Here is a 17,843-nt window from a genome sequence, read left to right on the forward strand (position 1 = left end):
CCCCCTCTTGCGAAGGGGAAGCCGGGGCCCGCGGGTTATCTGGCCAGACAGACCGTCTCTACTCGGCGGACTCCGGCACGGTGAAGTTGTTCATGCAGTCGCCGCACATGATGTTCCTCTTGGCCAGGGTCTTGGGCGAGACCCGGATGACCGCTGGCTCGGGGCATTCGCACGTGGCCTTCACGTAGTTCCGGTCTTCCTTCTCGGGACGGGGCGGCTTCTCCTCGCCGTCCTCATCGTCGTCGTCGTCGAGTCCGGCCGTGCCGGTGGTGCTCTTGCCCTTGCCTCCGCCTCCAGTGCTGACGGGGATGTAGGCGGGGACTCGGGTGGCCTGGATGGCCTTGTCCAGAGCGGCGATCTGGTCGGCGTACGCCGCCTTGGCCTCCTCCCCCAGCACCGGGAACGCGAACCCGTACTTCTTCTTGTCCCTCGGGTCGACGGTCTTCGTGTAGACCATGCCGAGCTCCATCGCCACGGCCTTGAAGTTCTTGTTGTGGTACTGGCTGACCGAGCAGTCGTCGATCTTGCGCACCACGTTCACGCCGTGGGTGGCCTCGTGAACCAGGGTCTCCATGGCCTCCACCGCGCCCCTCAGGAGCGACTCGGCGGTGACGAAGACTTCGTGGTGGACCGCGTCTCCATTGACCGCCTTCCAGCGGTTGCGGGAGAAGTGGGCGAGCTTCACCGCCGACTCGCGGCCGCCGGTGGCCATCGTGATGACGGCCTCGGGTACGTCGCTGTGCCGGGCTCGGATGGCGTTCCAGGCGTCCACCAGGGCGTTGGTGATGGCGACGCCGATCTCGGTGATCGGCGTGGTGGGGAGGTCGGGCACGAGCTCCAGCGACGGAGTGGGCGCGGGCTCGGGGATGACGGCGATGTCGACTGCGGCCTCTGTGGTCATGGCCCCATCCTATCGAGAACTCACCTCTTAAGAGGTGAGTTTCTGGGGTGAGTTGGGCTCGTACGGGTTGACGCGGGGCGCATGGGCGAGCCCCTGCCGGGCCGACCCGGCAGGGGCTCTGCGCGCCTGTGCCCCACGGGGGGGGGAGGGCACAAGGCGGTCTATGCGGGCCGCTCGACGTGGAGCTCGGCCCCGGCGGCGGCGCGGTAGGAACCGCCGTCCGTGAAGCGGATGGTGAGCATCAGACCCCCTATGGCCCCGGGGGCCGAGGAGGGGGTGCCCTGCACGGTGCGGGTGGTCCCGTCGTCCAGGTGGACGATGTCCCCGCTGCGTACGGTCGCGGCGACGCGCGGCCGGGGATCAGCCACGACCGCGCTCACTCGGTGGTCGCTCGGAGTTCGGGCAGCCCGTCCGCGGCGGCGGTCAGGACCTCGGCGAGCCGGGTGGCCGTGCCGGCGTTGCAGCCGCCGAGCTCGACCCGTCCGCTGCCGTTCACGGGGAAGCCCCCGTGCAGGCTCGGGATGACGATGCCGACGCGGGCAAGTGCCTCCTTGAGGCCCGCGGCGGCGACTTCGCCGGCGCGCAGCGCGCTCGACTCCCGCGCGTTCCGCTCGGCTCGTTCCTTGGCCGTCAACGTCATCGGTCTACCTCCGTCGTCTCGTACAGGGCGTCCAGCGCGATCTCCCACTCGCGGCCGCCGCTGGAGTCGGCCCGCCGCAGGAACGCGGTGCGGCCGGTCTCCTTGCGGGACTCGGGGTCGCGGTGTATGACCAGGGCCGTCACCCGCCACCGCTGCTCGTCGCGGTCCCGGAAGACCGTCTTGCGCAGGGCGGCGGGGAGCTTGTCCGCGTCGCGGTACTCCAGCTGCGCCATGGTGTCGACCGTAGGACGACTTGACGCCCTGTCAGGGGACAAGCTGTCCCCCCACGTCCAGGGGGACAGCTTGTCCCCCTGCCGGGCGGCGATCGGAGGGATCCGGCCCGTACGCCGCGGCGGGCCACTACCGTCCTGCACATGACCGACGAAGCCGAGTTCCCGGTGATCTACCTGGTGAAGCGCTGGCTGTTCACGTGGGAGCAGCACCGGCCGGGCGGCTGCCGGTGCGTGTGCCGCATCTACCACGGCGGATCCGGGACGTGCTTGGCGGCGGCCGAGCCCGGCCGTCTGCTGCGTCTGATCACGCGCCCCGCGGCGGAGGCGTTCGGGCCTGCGGACATCACCGACCCTCTGCCGCTGTGCGGCGACTGCTACACCGCTCTGGCCCCGCTCAGTGAACCGGAGGGCGACCCGCTCCTCGGGTAGCCCTCCGGTGCCGGCGCGCGCCCTGCGTGGTCAGGCGGCGACGCCGATGTCCTCGGCGAGCTGACGGGCCGTGAAGGCGAGCGCTCCGGTGGAGGTGCGCTCCAGGTCCGCGGCGAGGGCCCGGCCGGAGGGCACGTACCGCACGGCCTCCGGGGAGGTGTCGTAGGCGAGGCGCAGGTACTGGAGGGCGGAGGCCTTCTCCTTACGGACGTGCTCGGCCTTGGCCGCGTCCAGGAACAGGCGCGAGCGCCGCTCGACGGAGGGGATCGAGCTGGGGTCGGTCTCGGTGAGCTGTTGCAGCGCGATGCCGGGGGTCCGCAGGTCCGCTCCGATCGTCACGGCGTGGACGACGACGTTGCCGGTGCCGAACATGGTCCAGGGGTGGGCGTACTGGGTGCCGAGATTGGTGGCGGTGCGGTCGGCCTCGCCGTGCCAGCGCCATGCGTCGCCGTCGCGGCCGTCCTGGGCGGCGGTCACCGCGGCGTGCAGGCAGAGGCTGCCGAACATGCCGCGCAGCCGGTCACTTCCGCCTTCCAGCTGCGGGCGCAGGATGTCGGCGGCGTCGGCGACCATCCGCAGGGCCTCCTCGGTGTAGCCGGAGACCCGCAGGCCGTTGCCGATGATCCAGGCCGCCGAGGCGAGCGCGATCGGGTCGTCGGCCTGCTCGGCAGCCATCCGAGCGCGGTCGACGATGACCCAGTACAGCTCGGGCTCGACGATGTGGGCCACGTACTGCTGGGCGAGGGCGTAGGTCTCGGAGAGGACCACCGATGCCCGGCGCTTCTCGGCACCCTCGGCGGACCGCACGGTGGCGTGCCCGGCCTCGATCAAGCCGGGCAGCACCGAGGCGACCGCCGTGCGCTGGTCGCGGGCGCGGTGCCAGACGTCCCACGCCTGCCGGACCCGCCCGGCCAGATGCCCGACGTCCTCCGGCGTGCCGGCCGCGGCGAACAGCGGCGCGTGGATCGCCGAGCGCAGCGCGGCCACACCGGGATGGGTGACCTTGCCGCCGTCGTACACCGGCACGGAGACATCCGCCCGCGTCAGCTCGTTGACGTCCTGGCAACCCAGCACCCGAGCCAGCTGCACAATCATCGCGAGCGACCGGACGGTGCGGTCCCCGCGTTCGACTTTCTTGACCCAGTCCTCGCTCCGGGCGACCAAGCCGCCCAGCGCCGAGCGGCTGAGCCCGCGATGCTCGCGGCGCGCCTTCAACAGCTCGCCGTCTACCGTCATCTGCACATTGTCATCAGGCATGTGAGCCCCCTCAGCAGGGATATACCCGCCAGGGTAGGGGCTTGCGCGGACTGCGGCCGCCGATCCGGCGGGATCACCCGCCGGGCGGCCGGTCAGTCCTCGGCCCGACTCCACGCGCTGGGCACGATGCCGGGCATCCGGTGGTCGATCTGGTGCTCGCCCTTGGTGCAGCCCGCGAACGGGCCCGAGGAGGGGCGGAGCTGCGCCAGACAGGGGTCGAGATGGTCGCGGTGCCACGTCGAAGGGCCGGTGTAGCCGCACGTCGCAGGGTCCGTGAGCTCCTGCCAGGCCAGCCACAACGCGTGCAGGCGTGCGACGGCGACGGGGTGCTCGAACCACATGTGGCACCAGCGGGCGTCGGAACTGGGCTCGGCCAGGTAGCCGGGGACGAGCACGCCCTCGACCCACTCGATCAGGGCGCGCAGCTCGTCGTCGTACTCCGGCGGGTCGAGCAGCAGGATGAACGGGGGGTACTGCGCCTCGTCGTCGGCCGCGCCCTCCTCGCCCTCTTCGGTCTCCTCGCCGGCGTCCGTGGCGTCGTCGGCCAAGGCCTCGCCCTCTCCCCCGGCGCCGCCTTCCTTCAAGGCCTTGACCTGTGCGGACAGGCTCGCGACGGTGGCCTTGAGGTCCTCCAGGTCCTGGAAGAGCCCGACGGGGACCTCGAAGTCGGGCAGGTCCGGATCGTCAGCCACGGCGGGCGGCCTTCCTCTCCTCGTACGCGGCGACGGCCCGCTTGGTGATCGCCGCTTCCTCCTGCTTCATCTGCGGTCCGATGTAGGCGAGGTTCTCCTCCTCGTACCAGGGGCGCAGGGCGATCTGGGCCATCGGCATGCCGGTCGCCATCATCAGGGCCGTGCCCTTCTTCATGGCCCGGATCTCGGCGGGATCGAGGATCTGCTCGCGCTGCTCGCTGTAGCTGCGGCTGCCGCCGTCCTTGCTCTTGGAGTACGAGCCGCGCTCGATGTAGTGGGCGCCGGTCAGGGTGCTGATGTCCTGCGCGAACTTGGCGTCGTCGATGCCCACACCGATGATCTTCTTGGTGGCGGCGGACCACATCGCGTCCATGCCGACCTCGCCCCAGCTCTTCACGCCCTGCCGGTAGCTCTGGAGGATCACGAAAGGCGTGATGCCGCGGCTGCCCAGGTGGCTGTAGAGGTCGGGCAAATCGCCGATTTTGCAAATATTCGCGGCTTCGTCCAGGACGGCGCGCATCGGCTCGGGCAGGCGGCCGCCGTGCCGCTCCCCCGCCTCGGCGCCAGCGGTGAACACCGCGTCGGCGACGGCAGCGACGAGGGCGCTCGACGGGCCGCCCTTCTTGGAGAGGAGGTACAGGGTGTCCTTGCTGGTGGCGAACGCCTCAGGGTCGAACCGCGGGAGGTCCTTGTCGGGGGTCACCCACGCGAGGACCTTCTCATCTCGCAACGCAGACATGGCAGTTCGGGCATTTTGATAGATTCCGGACTGCGTTTCCTCGGCGATATTGATCGACGATTCGACCTGCTCGCCGAGCACCGGCTCGTGGGCGTAGAGGATGTTCAGCGGGGCTTTTTCACGCGGGTCGGACAGCCAGCGCATGACCTCACGCACGGTGGCGCCGTCCCACCACGCGGCCCGGAACAGGCCGGTGAGGAGGTCGGCGGCGGCCTGCGACCAGAACGGGTCGGCCTGTTCGCTCGTGATCTGGTTGGTGAAGTGGCTGGCCAGCCGTTCGGCGCCCTCCAGCGTCTCGGCCTGGGCGATGAGGTCGATCCACATCTGCCTTTGGGCCTGGGCGACGCCCTGGGTGTCGAAGAGGAAGGTCTGCCCGATGTCGGCGCGGGAGGCCATCGTCGCCGCGTAGACGTCAGCCTTGTTGGAGGTCATCAGCAGGGCGCCCGGCGCCTCTTCGGCGACCGGGATCGCGAGGCTGGTCGACTTGCCCGCGCGGGGCGCCATGATGGCGACGTACGTGTCCTCGTCGCTGCCGCGCAGCTCGACGCCGGAGGGGATGTGGTTGCCGAGCAGGACGCCGCGGTCCTTGGGCTCGACCTCCTTCGGCTTGACGTCCTTGAGGGAGGCGCGCAGCCGGGTCGCGGTGCGGGCCGCCGGCTTGGGGGTGAGCTCGCGCAGCTGGTGGAGGGTGGCCAAGGAGCTGGGGTTGCGGAACCACTTGAAGGACACCTTCAGGCCCCAGACGATCAGGGCGACGACGGCGACGTCGAAGAGACCGGCGCCGACACCCGAGGCGACCGGGGAGGCCGCCCACACGCTCCCCCAGTCCTCGACCATCCGGTAGGCGGTCAGCGGGGACAAGGGCGCCACGTCGCCGCCCGTCACCACCGCGCCGGCGGCGGCCCCGGCCCAGGTGGAGGCAGCCAGGGTCACCACCCCGCCGAACAGGATGCCTCCGGCCGCCCAGTGGCGGTCGTTCTCCGTCATCATCAGGCGTCGCCCCCCGTGTGCCGTGCCCGGCGCTGGTTCGTGTCCGTGCGGTACAGCCGCTTCTCGGTGTTGGTCAGCTCCAGGGCCGACGCGATTCCGGGGCGCGTGCCGATCTTGATCAGATACTTTCCGCGGCCCGGGTGCCGGGCGCCTTCCTCCTCGACCAGCGGCCGGTCTTCGCCGCCTTCGCCGAGGACGGTGGGGTCGATGTCCAGGCCGGTGGAGGTGGCCGAGGACCAAGAGCCGATCATCATGCGCTCCTGCTCGGTCAGGGACCGCTTGCCGGTGACGCGGCGGAGCTCCTCCTCGGACGAGGCGCCGATGACCCAGGTGTCGCACCGGTCCATCAGGCCGCGCGCCTTGGCCCGGTCCTGCTCGGTGGGCAGGGCCTCGACGTCGAGCAAGGAGTGCGTCACGTAGATGGTGACGTCGTCCGTCGTACGGTTCAGGCGGCTGATCGCGTCCATGGCGTCGACCAGTCCCGGGCCCGACCGCAGGGCCCGCCACATCTCGTCCATGGGCAAGACGAGCTTGCGGTCCATGAGCCCGATGGAGCGGGCGGAGTCGATCGACGAGTAGGTGTACGCCCACGTCGCGATCATGCCCGCGCTGACCACGTCGTTTCCGCGGGCCCGCAGGGCGGAGATGTCGACGGAGACCGCGGGGGCGTTGATGTCCAGCGCCGTGGTGGTGGGGCCGTCGAAGAGCCCCTTGAGCGGTCCGCCTATCAAGTTGTCCAGCCCGGCGATCACGGAGCGGGTCAGGTCCTGGTAGCGGTCGCCGTCGGCGGCGAGCTTGCTCCGGAGCTCCTCCGGGGCGGCGCGCAGGACGCGGACGACGTCCGCGACGACCGGGTCGCTGCCGGAGTCCTGGGCGTCGGAGGCCACGTGCACGGCGGTGTCGAGCGCGCTGCGCTCGATCTCGTCCGGGGTCCTGCCCAAGCCGTGCTTGGTGGACAACAAGGCCACCAAGGTCTCCAGCCGCCGGCCGTTGAGGACATCGAGCAGCGACTGGCGCCGGTCAACCGGCAGCGACGCGACCCGCCCCTTCAACGGGCCCGAGTCCAAGGGGTTGATGCGGCCGATGCCGTCGCCGATGCGTACGACGGAGCCGCCCAGTTCGCTGATCAGGCCGCTGTACTCGCCCTTGACGTCGCCGGGCACACACACCATGTGGCCGTACGCCGAGTAGACCAGGCACACCCTTTTGACCAGCGCACTCTTGCCCGCGCCCGGCTGGGACATGACCCAGACACCGGGGTTGGTGGTGAGCTTGCCCGTCCAGCCGGAGGGGTCGATGCACACCAGCTCGCCAGTCAGGACGTCGCGGCCGACTGGCACGCCGCGCGGCGGCAGGCCGCTGCCGAGGAGGAACGGGTAGATCCCGCCCACCTGGGTGGAGGGTCCGGTGTAGACGGTGCCGGAGTCCTCGACCGCGGCGCGGCCGCCGAAGCGGCCACCCCAGCCGAGTCGCGGCGCGTACCGGGCCCTCAGCTTCTTCTCGGCCCGCCGCTCCTCGCGGGTCTGCCCCTGTTCGGCCACGCGGACCACACGCTTGGGCGTGGTCACCGCAGGCGTCTTGGCCTTCTTCGCCATCGTCGTCAGCCCTTCACCAGCGGGTTGTAGCCGAGCGGCAGCCCGGCGGCGAACACCGAGGCCTGCGCCCCGTACGCGGGCCTCATCCGGATACCCCTGGTCGCCTTGACCGCGCGCTCCAGCTCCTGGCGGGCGGCGGGTAGGTCGGCGGCCCGGCGCGCGGTGACGGTGACCATCAGCGTCCAGTCGACGACCTGCGCGCCGCCAGCCACCTGGGCGGCGGCCTCCTCGGCCCGTCGGGCGTCGGCCTTCTGCGAATACTTCGCGCGGCCCTTGACCTCGGCGGTCGCCTGCGCGGTGTTGTAGGCGGCGCTGATCTCGCGCTCCAGGACCGCTTCGCCCTCGTGCGGGTCGAGCACCCGGTACGCGAGGGTGATGCGCCGCTGATAGCGGCCGGGCGCGAGCAGCGGCAGGAGCACGCTGTAGGAGATGGGGCGCCGGGGCATCTCGCGCAGCACCCAGGAGACGGAGATGCCCCCGTCGTGCGCGTACTCCTCCCACCCGTCGTCGGCGGCCTGCGGCCCGCACTCCGACCACGACAGGTCGGCGAACTCGGCGTCGCGGGCGTTGAAGACGTCCGGGTCGTACGCCGACCTCACCAGGCGGCGCAGGTCGATGTCGGTAGCCCGGCGCTCGATGTCCGTGCCGGTGCCGGACAGGTCGATCGAGTCGACGGCCTTGAGCGCCTCGGCAACCTGCTCGGCGAGATCCGTCGGGGGGTTGACCGTGGCGTTGGGGTCGACGGTGACCGACATCCACGGCGCCACCGAGGCAGTGGCATGCGGAGTGGTGCGCACGAGCTCCTCGACGATCCGCTTCGCCAGGACCGGGGCGCCGGGATCCTGACGGGCCTTCACGTCGTCGCCGAGCGCTTCGCCGGCGCCCGGGGTGATCTGGATCGTCACCGAGGCGCCCTTGATCTGGTCGTCGGTGCTCATGGCCTCCAGCACGGACGACCAGTTGCGAAGCGAGCTCTGCACGGCCCCGGTGGGGGCCATCAGGCTCCCGCCGGGAGCGAGGAGCGTGCTGATCGTCATGTAGCCGGTGGCCCGGTCGTGCACGACGCCCACGGTGCGGCCCGAGGTCGGGTCGTGGGCCTTGACCAGGGTGGAGGAGGCCCCCACGCCCGGGAGGTCCAGGGCGTAGGGGAGCTCCAGCAGCAGACGGCGGTAGGAGTTGGCTTCCGACTTCGACGCCCGGCTCCAGGCCGCCTTGGCCCAGTAGTACGACAGGGCGGACATGCCGTGACGGCGTGCGGCTGCCAGACCGACACCAACGAGCGTCACCGGCAGGGTGACGAGCAGGGTGGCCGGTGCCTGGGTGGCGATCAGGCCGACCGCGAGCAGGGTCAGGGCGGCGCCGATGGTCGCCCCTTTGGACAGGCTGCCGATGCCGAACGACTTACGGACCCGGAAGCCGTTGACCATCAGCGTGGTGGGCACTTCATGCGCTGAGCTCACTGCTGATTCCCCCCGCCGCCGATCTGCCCGGCCGCACCTTGGATGCCGTCATTGATGCCGTCCATGACCTGGACTCCGAGCGCGACGCCCGCCGTGGCCGTTCCGGCGGCGACGGTGGTCGCCGCGCCTGTGGTGCCGGCCGTCTGCGTCGCCCCGGTGACACCTTCGGGGCCTGCCTGCGCCGGAATGTTCGCGGTGGCCTCGTTGCGGGCCGCCTGGGCCTGGACGTCGCCGCCCTGACCGCCTTCCTGCCCCTGGCCCTGGCCCTGCTTGCCCATGCTCTGCTCGACGAACTGGGCGTGCTGGACCGCGTTCACCTCGCCGCCGTCGCCACTGCCGCCGCCGCTGTCGCTGTCGCCGACCTTGCCGCCGATGTAGCCCGCGGCCGCGCCGAGGGCTCCGCTGGCGCCGCCGGAGGCCATGCCCGCGCCCACGGCCTCGCCGAACGGGGCGAAGATCCGGGCGAGCGGGCCCGGCGCGATGACGCCGAGGATGAGGGTGGCGCATCCGCGCAGCCACTCCGCAAACGTCTGGGAGTGCCCGAACTCCGCGAATCCCGTGCAGACGATGGCGGCCAGGATCGGCTTGTAGGCGACGACGACGAGACCGGAGGTGATGAGCTTGGGCGCCCACTGGCGAGTTGCGTCGCCGCCGGTCCGGCCGCCGCCGGCCACGGGCAGCAGCAGGCAGATGATCGGGATCGCGGACTGCCGCAGGAACACCATGATGAGCTGGATGAATCCGACGATGAGCAGGACCTGGACCACGCCGAGCATCAGGATCGGGTTCGAGATGCCGTTGGGCATCATGACCGCGAGGATCCGCTCGTAGGCCTTGCCGTCGTCGGCGAAGGTCGCGTTGACCAGTCCGGCGGACAGGGCGTCGGCCGCGACGAGCAGGAGCGCGAACAGGGACACGCCGATGGCGGACAGGACGATGTTCTCCACCCAGCCCTGCATCGCCCGGCCCAGGTGCTTGACCTGCCCGGTCACTGCCATCTTGCCCAGCTGCCACATGACTCCGCCTGCGGCGATGACGAGGCCGAGCCACATCATCATCCCGGAGAGAGTGGCGTCCTTCCCCCACAGTCCGGTGGCCGCGAGGTCGACCGACGGGCCCAGCAGGGCGACGGTCAGAACCTTCTTGATGATCCACTTCACGCCGTCGGCGGCGGACTTGATCACGTCGCCCAGGACGGAGTCCCAGACGTTCTTCCACTCTTCCTTGATCTTCTTCTCGGCCGCGTCGCCGAGCTTGTCGCACAGCGGCGAGCCGGTCAGGCCACCGATGCCGGTGACCTTGCCCTTGATGCCGAGGATCGTCCCGAGGACCGGGCCGGAGGCGAAGCGGCATCCGCCCTCGATGGCGTTGCCGATTGGCCCGTCGGCCCGGGCGGGCTGCGGTGCGGCCACCACCGAGACGCCGAAGACCGCGACGAGCGCGAGCAGCAGTGCTGCGAGTCGGCGCGTCACGATGCCTCCCGGATAGCCGTCCATCCAGCGGTGTTGAACACCTCGTCGCCGGGGGCGGCCATCGTCGGCTCCGCCTTGCCCTGGGTCTCCTGCTGGGCCCGGGCGGTGGCGTCCGCGGTCATCTTCCAGTCCCCGTCCACCCACTGCGCACCGACCAGGGTGCGGGTGTACGAACCCTTCTCCTCAGCCGTCTCGCCGTTCTTCTGGACCACGCGTGCCAGCAGCCACGCGGAGACCTCGTCGCCGGACTTCTTGATGACCTGGTAGCCCACGACGTGGCTGCGCACGTACGCGCCGGACGGCAGCGGCTGCCCGGCCGGAATGCCCATCTCCTTTGCGAGCGACTTGTCGGTGGCGATGGCGTTGAGCTCGATCTGCTCGGCCGCCTCCGGCGACTGGTCGGCCTTGCCGATGTACGTGTTGTAGATGCGCAGCTGCTCGTCCTGGTTGGACTTGTCGCCCTCGATGCGCGTGGTGTTGCCGGCCGCCATCATGGCCACCGCACCTTCGGCGGTGTGCGGGAAGCCGAGCTGACTGCCGCGCTCGTCCGTGCGCTGCCCCCGCGGAAGCGCCGTCCATCGCTGCGGCTCGGTCCAGTCCGGCGGCTGCGCGTACGTCGGCTCCGGGCTCGCCGACCCGGACACGCTCGGGTTGGCCGTGCTGCCGCCCTTGGCCCCGGTCTTCGCATCCTCGTCACCACCGCCGCTGAACGCGGCGTAGGCCGTCAGCAGCAGCATGGCGGCCAGCGAGATACCGGCGATCCATGTGCCCTTGGTGTTCCACGTCCCCCTGGTTCGCGACATGCCTGCCTCAGCCTCCCGCGATGCCGTTGAGGATGGTGATCAGCGAACCGGCCAGCAGGATGGTGGCGACCCCGCCGCCCATCCACTTGAACGGCTCGGCGCCGCCGCCGTTGCGGCTCTTGTCGCTCACGGCCAGCTTGTAGACGCCGAAGCCGGTGCCACCGACACCGGCGAGGATCAGCAGCCACAGGCCGTATCCGAAGATCTTCGACACGGGGCCGTCCAGCCCCGGGATCTTCGTGGGGGTCGACCCCGGGATGAGGCCGCCGTCGGCCGCGAGCGTGATCAGCTCGGTGGTCATGGTCATCGTTTGGTCCCTTCCATCGTGCGCCGCAGCCTCTCGGCGGCGGTCAGAACGCTCTTGTGCTCCATGGCCTCGGCCGGATCTTTAACGGCGCGAAGGACCGGCAGGTACGGCACCCGTGCCACGCCGGCCAGTCGCCCCTCCAGGGCACGCACCAGGAACCGGGCATCGGGCACCGGCCGGGTGGGGGCGTCGGAGATCAGTACCAGCCACGGCTTCGGCAGGGTGCCCCAGCGCGCGAGCATCGCCTCGACCTGGTGGGCGCCGTACACGGTCGTCTCGGCCAGAAGGACCGACTGGGCCCCGTACGGAATGGGCTCGCCCATGCTGAGGAGCCGGGCCCGGGCGCCGTCGGAGTCGTCGTCGAGCATCCGCGCGACGGTCGCCACCGCAATGCCGTACCCGTGGACGGGAATCAGCGCGTACCGAAGTGCAACCGGCGGATTGACGGCCGGGGTTCGGCTCTCCGGATGGGTAATCACACCGCAACTCCCCCCTACAAGCGTGTGTTTCAAACCACGGCTTTGGGCTCGTGGGACTCCTGAGGCTAGCGTGCACCGGGGACAAACCCGATCACGGTTTTCAGGCCCTGGGGAGGTCAGGTCAGGTGAGGTCGCTGCACGGGACAGTTCGCACCCACGCCCAGTGCTCCGGGACCGCCCTGCGGAATGCGGAATTGCGCCATGGCAGATTCGGCCACAGCGCCGATCGTCGCGCGGAGCCGAATAGCCATCAGTCACACCCCCGAGTTCCCAACGTCCGCACGTCCGAGCCGTTCATTTCGCCCAGCGAAATACGGCAGGCGGGATTTCGCTGTGCGAAGTCACCGCGCGCGAGACGTGAGCTGACCCTACGTGAGGCCTGGAGGAAGCGGAGCGCTGGCCCCGCCTCCTTCTGCGACCTGACGAACTCGCGCACAACACCCGGACGGCGTAGCGGCCGCCGCCTCCCCGGGCGCCCCCGCCGGCGGCCCGGGACCGCACGCAAAGAGGCCGCACCCAAGAGGACGCTCATGATCTAGTACGCCGAATCCGCACAGCAGACAGGACAGCGAGCGCACAGAACAGCACGGGGGGAAGCACATGAAGTGGTTGGTCGGGATCGTCCTGGCGGTGGTCGGCGTGATGCTGGCCGGTGTCGGACTGATCGTGATGCTGCTGATCGACAGCGACGCCAACGCCACCGAGAACACTGACGGCGGCGGCGGCCTGCGTGGCGTCCCCGCCGAGTTCCGGCCCTGGATCTTCAAGGCCGATCGGGCCTGCAAGCACCCCGAGATGACCGAGGCATACCTCGCCGCGCAGCTGTGGCAGGAGTCGAAGTTCTCCACCAAGCGCGACAGCAGCGCCATCTCCGACATGGGTGCGCAGGGCCCCGCGCAGTTCATCGACGGGACCTGGGCGACCTGGGGCCGCGACTACGACGGCAACGGGAAGATCTCGCGCTGGGACATCGGCGACGCGGTGATGTCCCAGGGCGCCCTGATGTGCTCGCTCCTCGGCGACGCAAAGGCCTCCGGATACCCCGGCGACCCGCGGGCCCTCGCGCTGGCCGGCTACAACGCGGGCTGGGGCGCCGTGCAGCAGTTCAAGGGTGTGCCGCCGATCTGGTTCGCCCGCCGCAAGGGAGAGACCGAGGGCGAGACCTACGCGTACGTCCGGATCATCATGGCCAAGATCAAGGACTTCGAGGGGCCGGGCCTTCTGGAAGTCTCCGGCAGCGGCATCAACGCGGACGCCTTGCGCCGGGCGGCGGCCCGGGCGGGCACTCCGTACTCCTGGGGCGGTGGCGGCCCCGGCGGTCCCTCGCTCGGATTCTGCGACGGTGTCAACGGCTATTTGAACGGCGAGTGCAGCGCCTCCTCGACGGTCGGCTTCGACTGCTCCAGCTTGGTCCAGTACGCCTACTGGCCGACCACGAAACTCCCCCGCGTCGCGGCCGCCCAGTACGGAGAAACCTCCCACCGTGCAGTCGCACGCGACCAGCTCAAGCCCGGCGATCTGCTGTTCTGGAGCAAGGGCGGATCCGGCTCGATCTATCACGTGGCGATCTACGCGGGCGACGGAAACGTCTTGCACGCGCCGCGCACCGGCCGGGTCATCGAGCTCCAGCCGCTCACCTCCGCCATGCCCGCCGACGACTACTTCGGCGCCACCCGCCCCTGACCCGCACTGCCCCTACAGCGACGTGTGCCGCAGACCCGGACCGGGGTCTGCGGCACACGTGCGTCGGGGTCCGAACTACTTCGCCTTGCCCGGCTTGGCCGCGGGTCCGGTCTGCCGGTGTGCAGCTACCCCTGCCTCCGCAGGCGTCGCCGTCTTGGCCGCCTGCGCCTTAGTAGGACCCACCGTCGTCGACTGCGACCGCGCGGCGGTGGTGGAGACCTTCGGACGTGCCGCCGGCGGGGCTTCCCCCGGCTTGTGACGCAGGACGTGATTGGTCGCCTGGACCAGCCGCGAACCCATCTGCCCGGGCGGGCCCGCTGTCCAGGACACGTCCTTCGCCAGCCCTGCCAGATGCTCGGCGACCGGCTTCTTCTCGCTCTCCATCTTCGCCATCCGCGCAGCGACCAGCGGCCACTGCTTCGCGGTGACCGCGAGGTCGACCTCGCGCCCGTAAGCGGGCAGCGCGTCCTTGAGCATCCGTGCGTACCGCGTGTTCTCCTGCGGGGAGATCGCCAGCTGCCGCAGGGCCCGCTCCCGGTCGTTCAGGTCGAGATCCTTCGGGATGTCGAGTCCGTCGGTCATCGGTCCCCACGACAGCAGCGCGTCCCGGCTCGTGGTCGGAGCCTCGCCGGCCGCGAGCACCTTCGCCACGGCCTGGTCGACGCCCAGTCCTGCGTCGTGCGCGGACGCCAGGATCTTCCGCACGTCGACACCACGGTCGTCCAACTTCGCCATCGTCGCGGCGATGTCGGGCCACGTCGGCGAGGACAGGATCGCCTCGCGCACCGGCCCGGAGGGCAGGGTCTCACGGAGCATCCGCTCCCACTCCCCCGTTCCCTCCTTCGCCACCCGCTCGGCGTTCGCGGCCACCTGGTCCCGCACGGTCACTGCGATCTCGCCGACCCGGGGCAGCAGCTGCTCCAGGTCGACCCCGGCCTTCTTCAACGCCATGAGCTGCTGTGCCAGCTGCGGCCAGTCCGCACCGGACAGCAGGGCTGTGGAGATGTCCGCAGGAAGGAGATCCTTGAGCTCCGCCTTCGCGTCCTCCTTCGCCTGCTCGGCGGGCGGCAGCTCCTCCTCGACCCCCTTCTTCTGCCGCTGCTGGTGCCGACGGACCGCGTCGGCGATGGCCATGACCAGTCGCACCGACATGACGGCGGTCTGCACCGCCTCGCCCGCTGCCTCGGCGAACGGCTCCCCTGGTGACGCTGGTGTTGTCATCTGCTGCTCTCCCCTCGTTATCGGGTCCTCCTGGGACCCTTGCGCGGCTCGTCGCCGGGCGGCCTGCGCCGGGGCGCGGGTGCCGCCTTGCGGGTCGGTGCGGTGCTTCTCCCCGTACCGCCTCCGGCCGTCGACGACGGGCGTGTGCCGGCGGGCGCATCTGCGGTGGCTCCGCGCTGGTTCCGCCATCCGACCAGTCGCCATGAAAGCACTTCGGCGACCGACTCTGCTGAGCTCAACTCCCGGCGGGCCGCGACCGTTGCCAGCACGTCGACGGGATCCTCGCCCGCTCGTTCGAGCTCGACCAGAACGTTCCGCAGGGTGGGCCAGGCCGGGTCCGCGAGGATCACCCGCGCGTGCTTGGGAACGGCCTCCTGCACCACGCCCGCCATGGGGCGGTCGCCGGGCGCGGCTGCCGCACGTTGGCCTGCTGCGGGACGCGTCGCGGACCGTTTGGGACGGGGGCGGTACTCGCGCGCCGCGCTCGCGCCGGCGGTTACCTCGACCGCTTCCCGCAGCAACCGTCCGGCCCTTCCGGAGGCCTGCGCGTGGACTCGGTGCTCTTGTGCCTCGTGCCAGCGGCGGGCCGCTTCCACGGCCTGCACCAGGGCGAGCAGGAAGCCCAATGCGGCGGCCGCGTTGTTGTGGCCGACTGCGGCCGCCGACTGGGAGAGAACCTGTGCGGACTCGCGGTACAGCGCCCTCGCCTGGCCCTCCAGAGCTCGGTCACCTGGGGCTCTCGATGCCCGCTCGAACTCGCCTGCCGCCTGCCTGATCTGGTCGCGTACCAGCCGCGGCGAAACGATGGCGGCGACCACGATGAGGTCCCCGAGGGCGGCTACCTCACCGGCGCCGTGGTGGAGGCCCTCGGCCCCGAGTCGACCGGCTGCTTCGCGAACCTTCTCCTCCGCGATCCGCCACATCTCCGCCGGCGCCGCACGCGGTGCCGGAACCGGATGCATCCAGCGCTCGCGAATGCGAGGCAGAGACAGGTCCGGTGCGAGCCTGGTGCCGGAGAACCAGATCGGTGTCTGCTCCGGATTCCGGTCGCCCGGCAGCGCCACCGAGTAGCCGGTGAGGTTGCCGTCGGCCGGGGCGATGCGCTGCTTCACGCGCAGGCCCGAGGCGGCGAGACGCTCGAAGAAGTCGGCGTCGCTCGTCGCCGCGGCCGCCGCCTCACGCACCGTCCGCTGGAGCGTCACGCGAGGGGCTTCGCTCAGACCCCGGCGCTCCGCCTTCTCCAGCTCGCCCGGCTTCCGCCAGCGCGCTGCGGTCTTGTCCCCGTTCTTCAGTCTGCGCAGTCCGAGCTGTTCCTCGAAGAGCCGGGCCGCGGCCTGCATCTTGAAGATGTCTCCGCGCAGGTTCGGCTGCCGTCCGTCCTCCCGAACCTTCGTCGCCACAAGGTGGATGTGGTCGTCCGCATGGCGCACGGCCACCCATCGGCATGCCTCGTCGTCGTCATGCTCGGCGATCCCGGAGGCGTGCATCATCTCGCGCGCGATCTCGGCCCATTCCTCGTCGCTGAGGATTCGGTCCTTCTCGTCGTTGCGGACCGCCACGTGGTACACGTGCAGCTTCGGTTTCTTGCCCCGCATCGCGAAAACGGGTGCGTCCAGGAGGAGCGCGAGGTCCGAGATCGTCATGTCGGGCGAGCGTGCTGGATCGTCGATGTAGGGGTCCCACGCGGCGATCATGTGCGGGTTCGTGTGCTCGTCCCGCCGGCCGGGCCCGTACAGGTAGGCCAGCAGGCCGTATGTGTCGTTTCCTTCGTCGAGCTTCTGCGGGATCACCCCCGCTCCTTTCGCTCCCTCATCAGCTGGAGCGTGGCCACGTCCAGCCGCTGAATGGCGGTCACCAGGGCTCGGTGTACGGCCGCCATCTGCGCATCGGGAACCTCGCCGTCGGAGTTCATCACCTTGGCGATCTGGTTGTAGTTGGTCCCGACTCGCTTGAGCTGCTTGCGTGCCTCGATCAGCTCTCCGACCACGGCCTTGGCGTTCACGGGCGTCGGTACGAGCATCTCTTCTGCAACGTCCAGTGCGACGCGTCCGATCCAGGATGCTGTCGCTTGACGGTCGCGTTCGGCGGCCGCTTTGACGAGCTCGTGCTCGTCGTCGTTGTACGAGACTTTGATGCGGGTCTCGCGAGCGCCGCCGGCCTCGCGCTCGCGCCTCCGCGTAGCGGGGCGCTGACGTGTCTCATCCGCTGGTGGCTCTGCCACAACAGCCCTCCCGGTCTTCCCCGGTCCGTGCTCGGACCCATGATCACCGGCCGCCCACCCTACTGGAGGGGGCGGCCGGTGATCCGCTTACTGGGCCCAGTAAGCACTATCTTGCTACCGGTGGCTAAGGGGGCGCCCTTAGCCACCGGTAGCGCTCTGACCTGCGGTTAAAAGCCAACCGGCTGGTGCCGGTTGCTCGATTTCGAGCGGTCGAATCGACCTGGGGGAAAGTACGATGCGCTCATGTCTGCACACGAGATGAAGCAACGGATGGAAGCGATCCTCAAGGCTCGGGCCGAGGCCATCGAGCCGCTGATGGACGTCCAGGGGCAGCGGGCCGTTCTCCTTGACCAGCTCGCCGCACTCGACGAGCCGTACGGCAAGGCCTACGCCGGTGCCGAGGCGGGTGGATGGACCGCCGAGGAGCTGGCGGAGATCGGCGCAGAGGAGCCGACCAAGCGGCCGAAGGGGCGGCCGAAGGGGCGGCGCACGGCGGCACGGAAGGGCGCGTCGACCGCAGGGTCGGAGGCGTCCTCGCCGGCGGCGAGCGTTCCGGCGCAGGACAGCACCGGGAGCACTCCGCCGGTCGCGGCGGCAGGGCAGTCCGGCTGACGTCGAGCAGGAGGAAGAAGGGGGCTCCGATTCGTCGGGCCCCCTTCTTCGTGCCCGACGGACCGTGGGCGTGTCCGGGCCGCAAAGAGCCCCGGCGGGCCGCTGGTTC

Annotated in this window: 19 protein-coding genes; 3 read left to right on the forward strand and 16 right to left on the reverse strand. The window is 70.5% G+C overall.

Translation table 11 applies throughout. The features are described 5' to 3' along the window. Positions 1-58: 58 nt before the first annotated feature. From ACFCY7_RS35190 to ACFCY7_RS35205, 4 genes are all read right to left on the reverse strand, one after another. Positions 59-901: a hypothetical protein gene (locus ACFCY7_RS35190; RefSeq protein WP_376490143.1), complete on the reverse strand. Its 843-nt coding sequence runs from the start codon at positions 899-901 to the stop codon at positions 59-61. A 161-nt stretch (positions 902-1,062) separates the two neighbouring features. Further along, positions 1,063-1,269, reverse strand: a complete 207-nt coding sequence (locus tag ACFCY7_RS35195) for a hypothetical protein (RefSeq protein ID WP_376490144.1) — start codon at positions 1,267-1,269, stop codon at positions 1,063-1,065. An 8-nt stretch (positions 1,270-1,277) separates the two neighbouring features. Next, entirely contained in the window at positions 1,278-1,541 is a 264-nt protein-coding gene (locus tag ACFCY7_RS35200; protein WP_376490145.1) for a hypothetical protein, read from the reverse strand. Further along, entirely contained in the window at positions 1,538-1,774 is a 237-nt protein-coding gene (locus ACFCY7_RS35205) for a hypothetical protein (RefSeq protein ID WP_376490146.1), read from the reverse strand. The genes ACFCY7_RS35200 and ACFCY7_RS35205 overlap by 4 nt, the downstream gene beginning before the upstream one ends. A 141-nt stretch (positions 1,775-1,915) precedes the next feature. Here ACFCY7_RS35205 and ACFCY7_RS35210 point away from each other — a divergent pair, with 141 nt between their 5' ends. Continuing rightward, positions 1,916-2,203 (forward strand): DUF6372 family protein, encoded by a 288-nt coding sequence (locus ACFCY7_RS35210; RefSeq protein ID WP_376490147.1) that lies wholly within the window; start codon positions 1,916-1,918, stop codon positions 2,201-2,203. Positions 2,204-2,233: 30 nt separating this feature from the next. Here ACFCY7_RS35210 and ACFCY7_RS35215 read toward each other — a convergent pair whose 3' ends face one another. The 9 genes from ACFCY7_RS35215 to ACFCY7_RS35255 form a co-directional block, all read right to left on the reverse strand. Next, positions 2,234-3,439, reverse strand: a complete 1,206-nt coding sequence (locus tag ACFCY7_RS35215) for a helix-turn-helix domain-containing protein (protein WP_376490148.1) — start codon at positions 3,437-3,439, stop codon at positions 2,234-2,236. Between the two features lie 113 nt (positions 3,440-3,552). Then, positions 3,553-4,152: a DUF4913 domain-containing protein gene (locus ACFCY7_RS35220; RefSeq protein ID WP_376490149.1), complete on the reverse strand. Its 600-nt coding sequence runs from the start codon at positions 4,150-4,152 to the stop codon at positions 3,553-3,555. Then, complete coding sequence (locus ACFCY7_RS35225; protein WP_376490150.1) at positions 4,145-5,881, reverse strand: type IV secretory system conjugative DNA transfer family protein; 1,737 nt, start codon at positions 5,879-5,881, stop codon at positions 4,145-4,147. The genes ACFCY7_RS35220 and ACFCY7_RS35225 overlap by 8 nt, the downstream gene beginning before the upstream one ends. Next, complete coding sequence (locus tag ACFCY7_RS35230) at positions 5,881-7,476, reverse strand: ATP-binding protein (protein ID WP_376490151.1); 1,596 nt, start codon at positions 7,474-7,476, stop codon at positions 5,881-5,883. Before ACFCY7_RS35230 ends, ACFCY7_RS35225 begins: the two co-directional genes overlap by 1 nt. Before the next feature lie 5 nt (positions 7,477-7,481). Next, the gene (locus ACFCY7_RS35235; RefSeq protein ID WP_376490152.1) at positions 7,482-8,936 is read right to left on the reverse strand and encodes an SCO6880 family protein; all 1,455 of its coding nucleotides are present in this window, start codon (positions 8,934-8,936) and stop codon (positions 7,482-7,484) included. Next, positions 8,933-10,408, reverse strand: a complete 1,476-nt coding sequence (locus tag ACFCY7_RS35240) for a hypothetical protein (protein WP_376490153.1) — start codon at positions 10,406-10,408, stop codon at positions 8,933-8,935. Before ACFCY7_RS35240 ends, ACFCY7_RS35235 begins: the two co-directional genes overlap by 4 nt. Then, positions 10,405-11,211 (reverse strand): hypothetical protein, encoded by an 807-nt coding sequence (locus ACFCY7_RS35245; RefSeq protein WP_376490154.1) that lies wholly within the window; start codon positions 11,209-11,211, stop codon positions 10,405-10,407. Before ACFCY7_RS35245 ends, ACFCY7_RS35240 begins: the two co-directional genes overlap by 4 nt. 7 nt (positions 11,212-11,218) lie before the next feature. Continuing rightward, complete coding sequence (locus tag ACFCY7_RS35250) at positions 11,219-11,518, reverse strand: hypothetical protein (RefSeq protein WP_376490155.1); 300 nt, start codon at positions 11,516-11,518, stop codon at positions 11,219-11,221. Further along, on the reverse strand, positions 11,515-11,997 hold the full coding sequence (locus ACFCY7_RS35255; RefSeq protein WP_376490156.1) for a hypothetical protein: 483 nt from the start codon (positions 11,995-11,997) through the stop codon (positions 11,515-11,517). The genes ACFCY7_RS35250 and ACFCY7_RS35255 overlap by 4 nt, the downstream gene beginning before the upstream one ends. Positions 11,998-12,597: 600 nt before the next feature. Between ACFCY7_RS35255 and ACFCY7_RS35260 the strand changes: the two genes are divergently transcribed. After that, positions 12,598-13,680: an NlpC/P60 family protein gene (locus ACFCY7_RS35260; RefSeq protein WP_376490157.1), complete on the forward strand. Its 1,083-nt coding sequence runs from the start codon at positions 12,598-12,600 to the stop codon at positions 13,678-13,680. Between the two features lie 75 nt (positions 13,681-13,755). Here ACFCY7_RS35260 and ACFCY7_RS35265 read toward each other — a convergent pair whose 3' ends face one another. From ACFCY7_RS35265 to mobC, 3 genes are read right to left on the reverse strand one after another with little or no spacing between them, the layout of a single operon-like run. Beyond that, positions 13,756-14,901: a hypothetical protein gene (locus tag ACFCY7_RS35265; RefSeq protein ID WP_376490158.1), complete on the reverse strand. Its 1,146-nt coding sequence runs from the start codon at positions 14,899-14,901 to the stop codon at positions 13,756-13,758. Between the two features lie 17 nt (positions 14,902-14,918). Then, the gene (locus ACFCY7_RS35270; RefSeq protein WP_376490159.1) at positions 14,919-16,691 is read right to left on the reverse strand and encodes a relaxase/mobilization nuclease domain-containing protein; all 1,773 of its coding nucleotides are present in this window, start codon (positions 16,689-16,691) and stop codon (positions 14,919-14,921) included. Continuing rightward, entirely contained in the window at positions 16,688-17,122 is a 435-nt protein-coding gene (gene mobC, locus ACFCY7_RS35275; protein ID WP_376490160.1) for a plasmid mobilization relaxosome protein MobC, read from the reverse strand. The genes ACFCY7_RS35270 and mobC overlap by 4 nt, the downstream gene beginning before the upstream one ends. A 243-nt stretch (positions 17,123-17,365) precedes the next feature. Between mobC and ACFCY7_RS35280 the strand changes: the two genes are divergently transcribed. Then, the gene (locus ACFCY7_RS35280) at positions 17,366-17,734 is read left to right on the forward strand and encodes a hypothetical protein (RefSeq protein WP_376490161.1); all 369 of its coding nucleotides are present in this window, start codon (positions 17,366-17,368) and stop codon (positions 17,732-17,734) included. Positions 17,735-17,843 lie beyond the last annotated feature (109 nt).

Source organism: Streptomyces sp. NPDC056361 (assembly GCF_042262805.1).
In the GTDB taxonomy this organism is placed as follows: Bacteria; Actinomycetota; Actinomycetes; order Streptomycetales; family Streptomycetaceae; genus Streptomyces.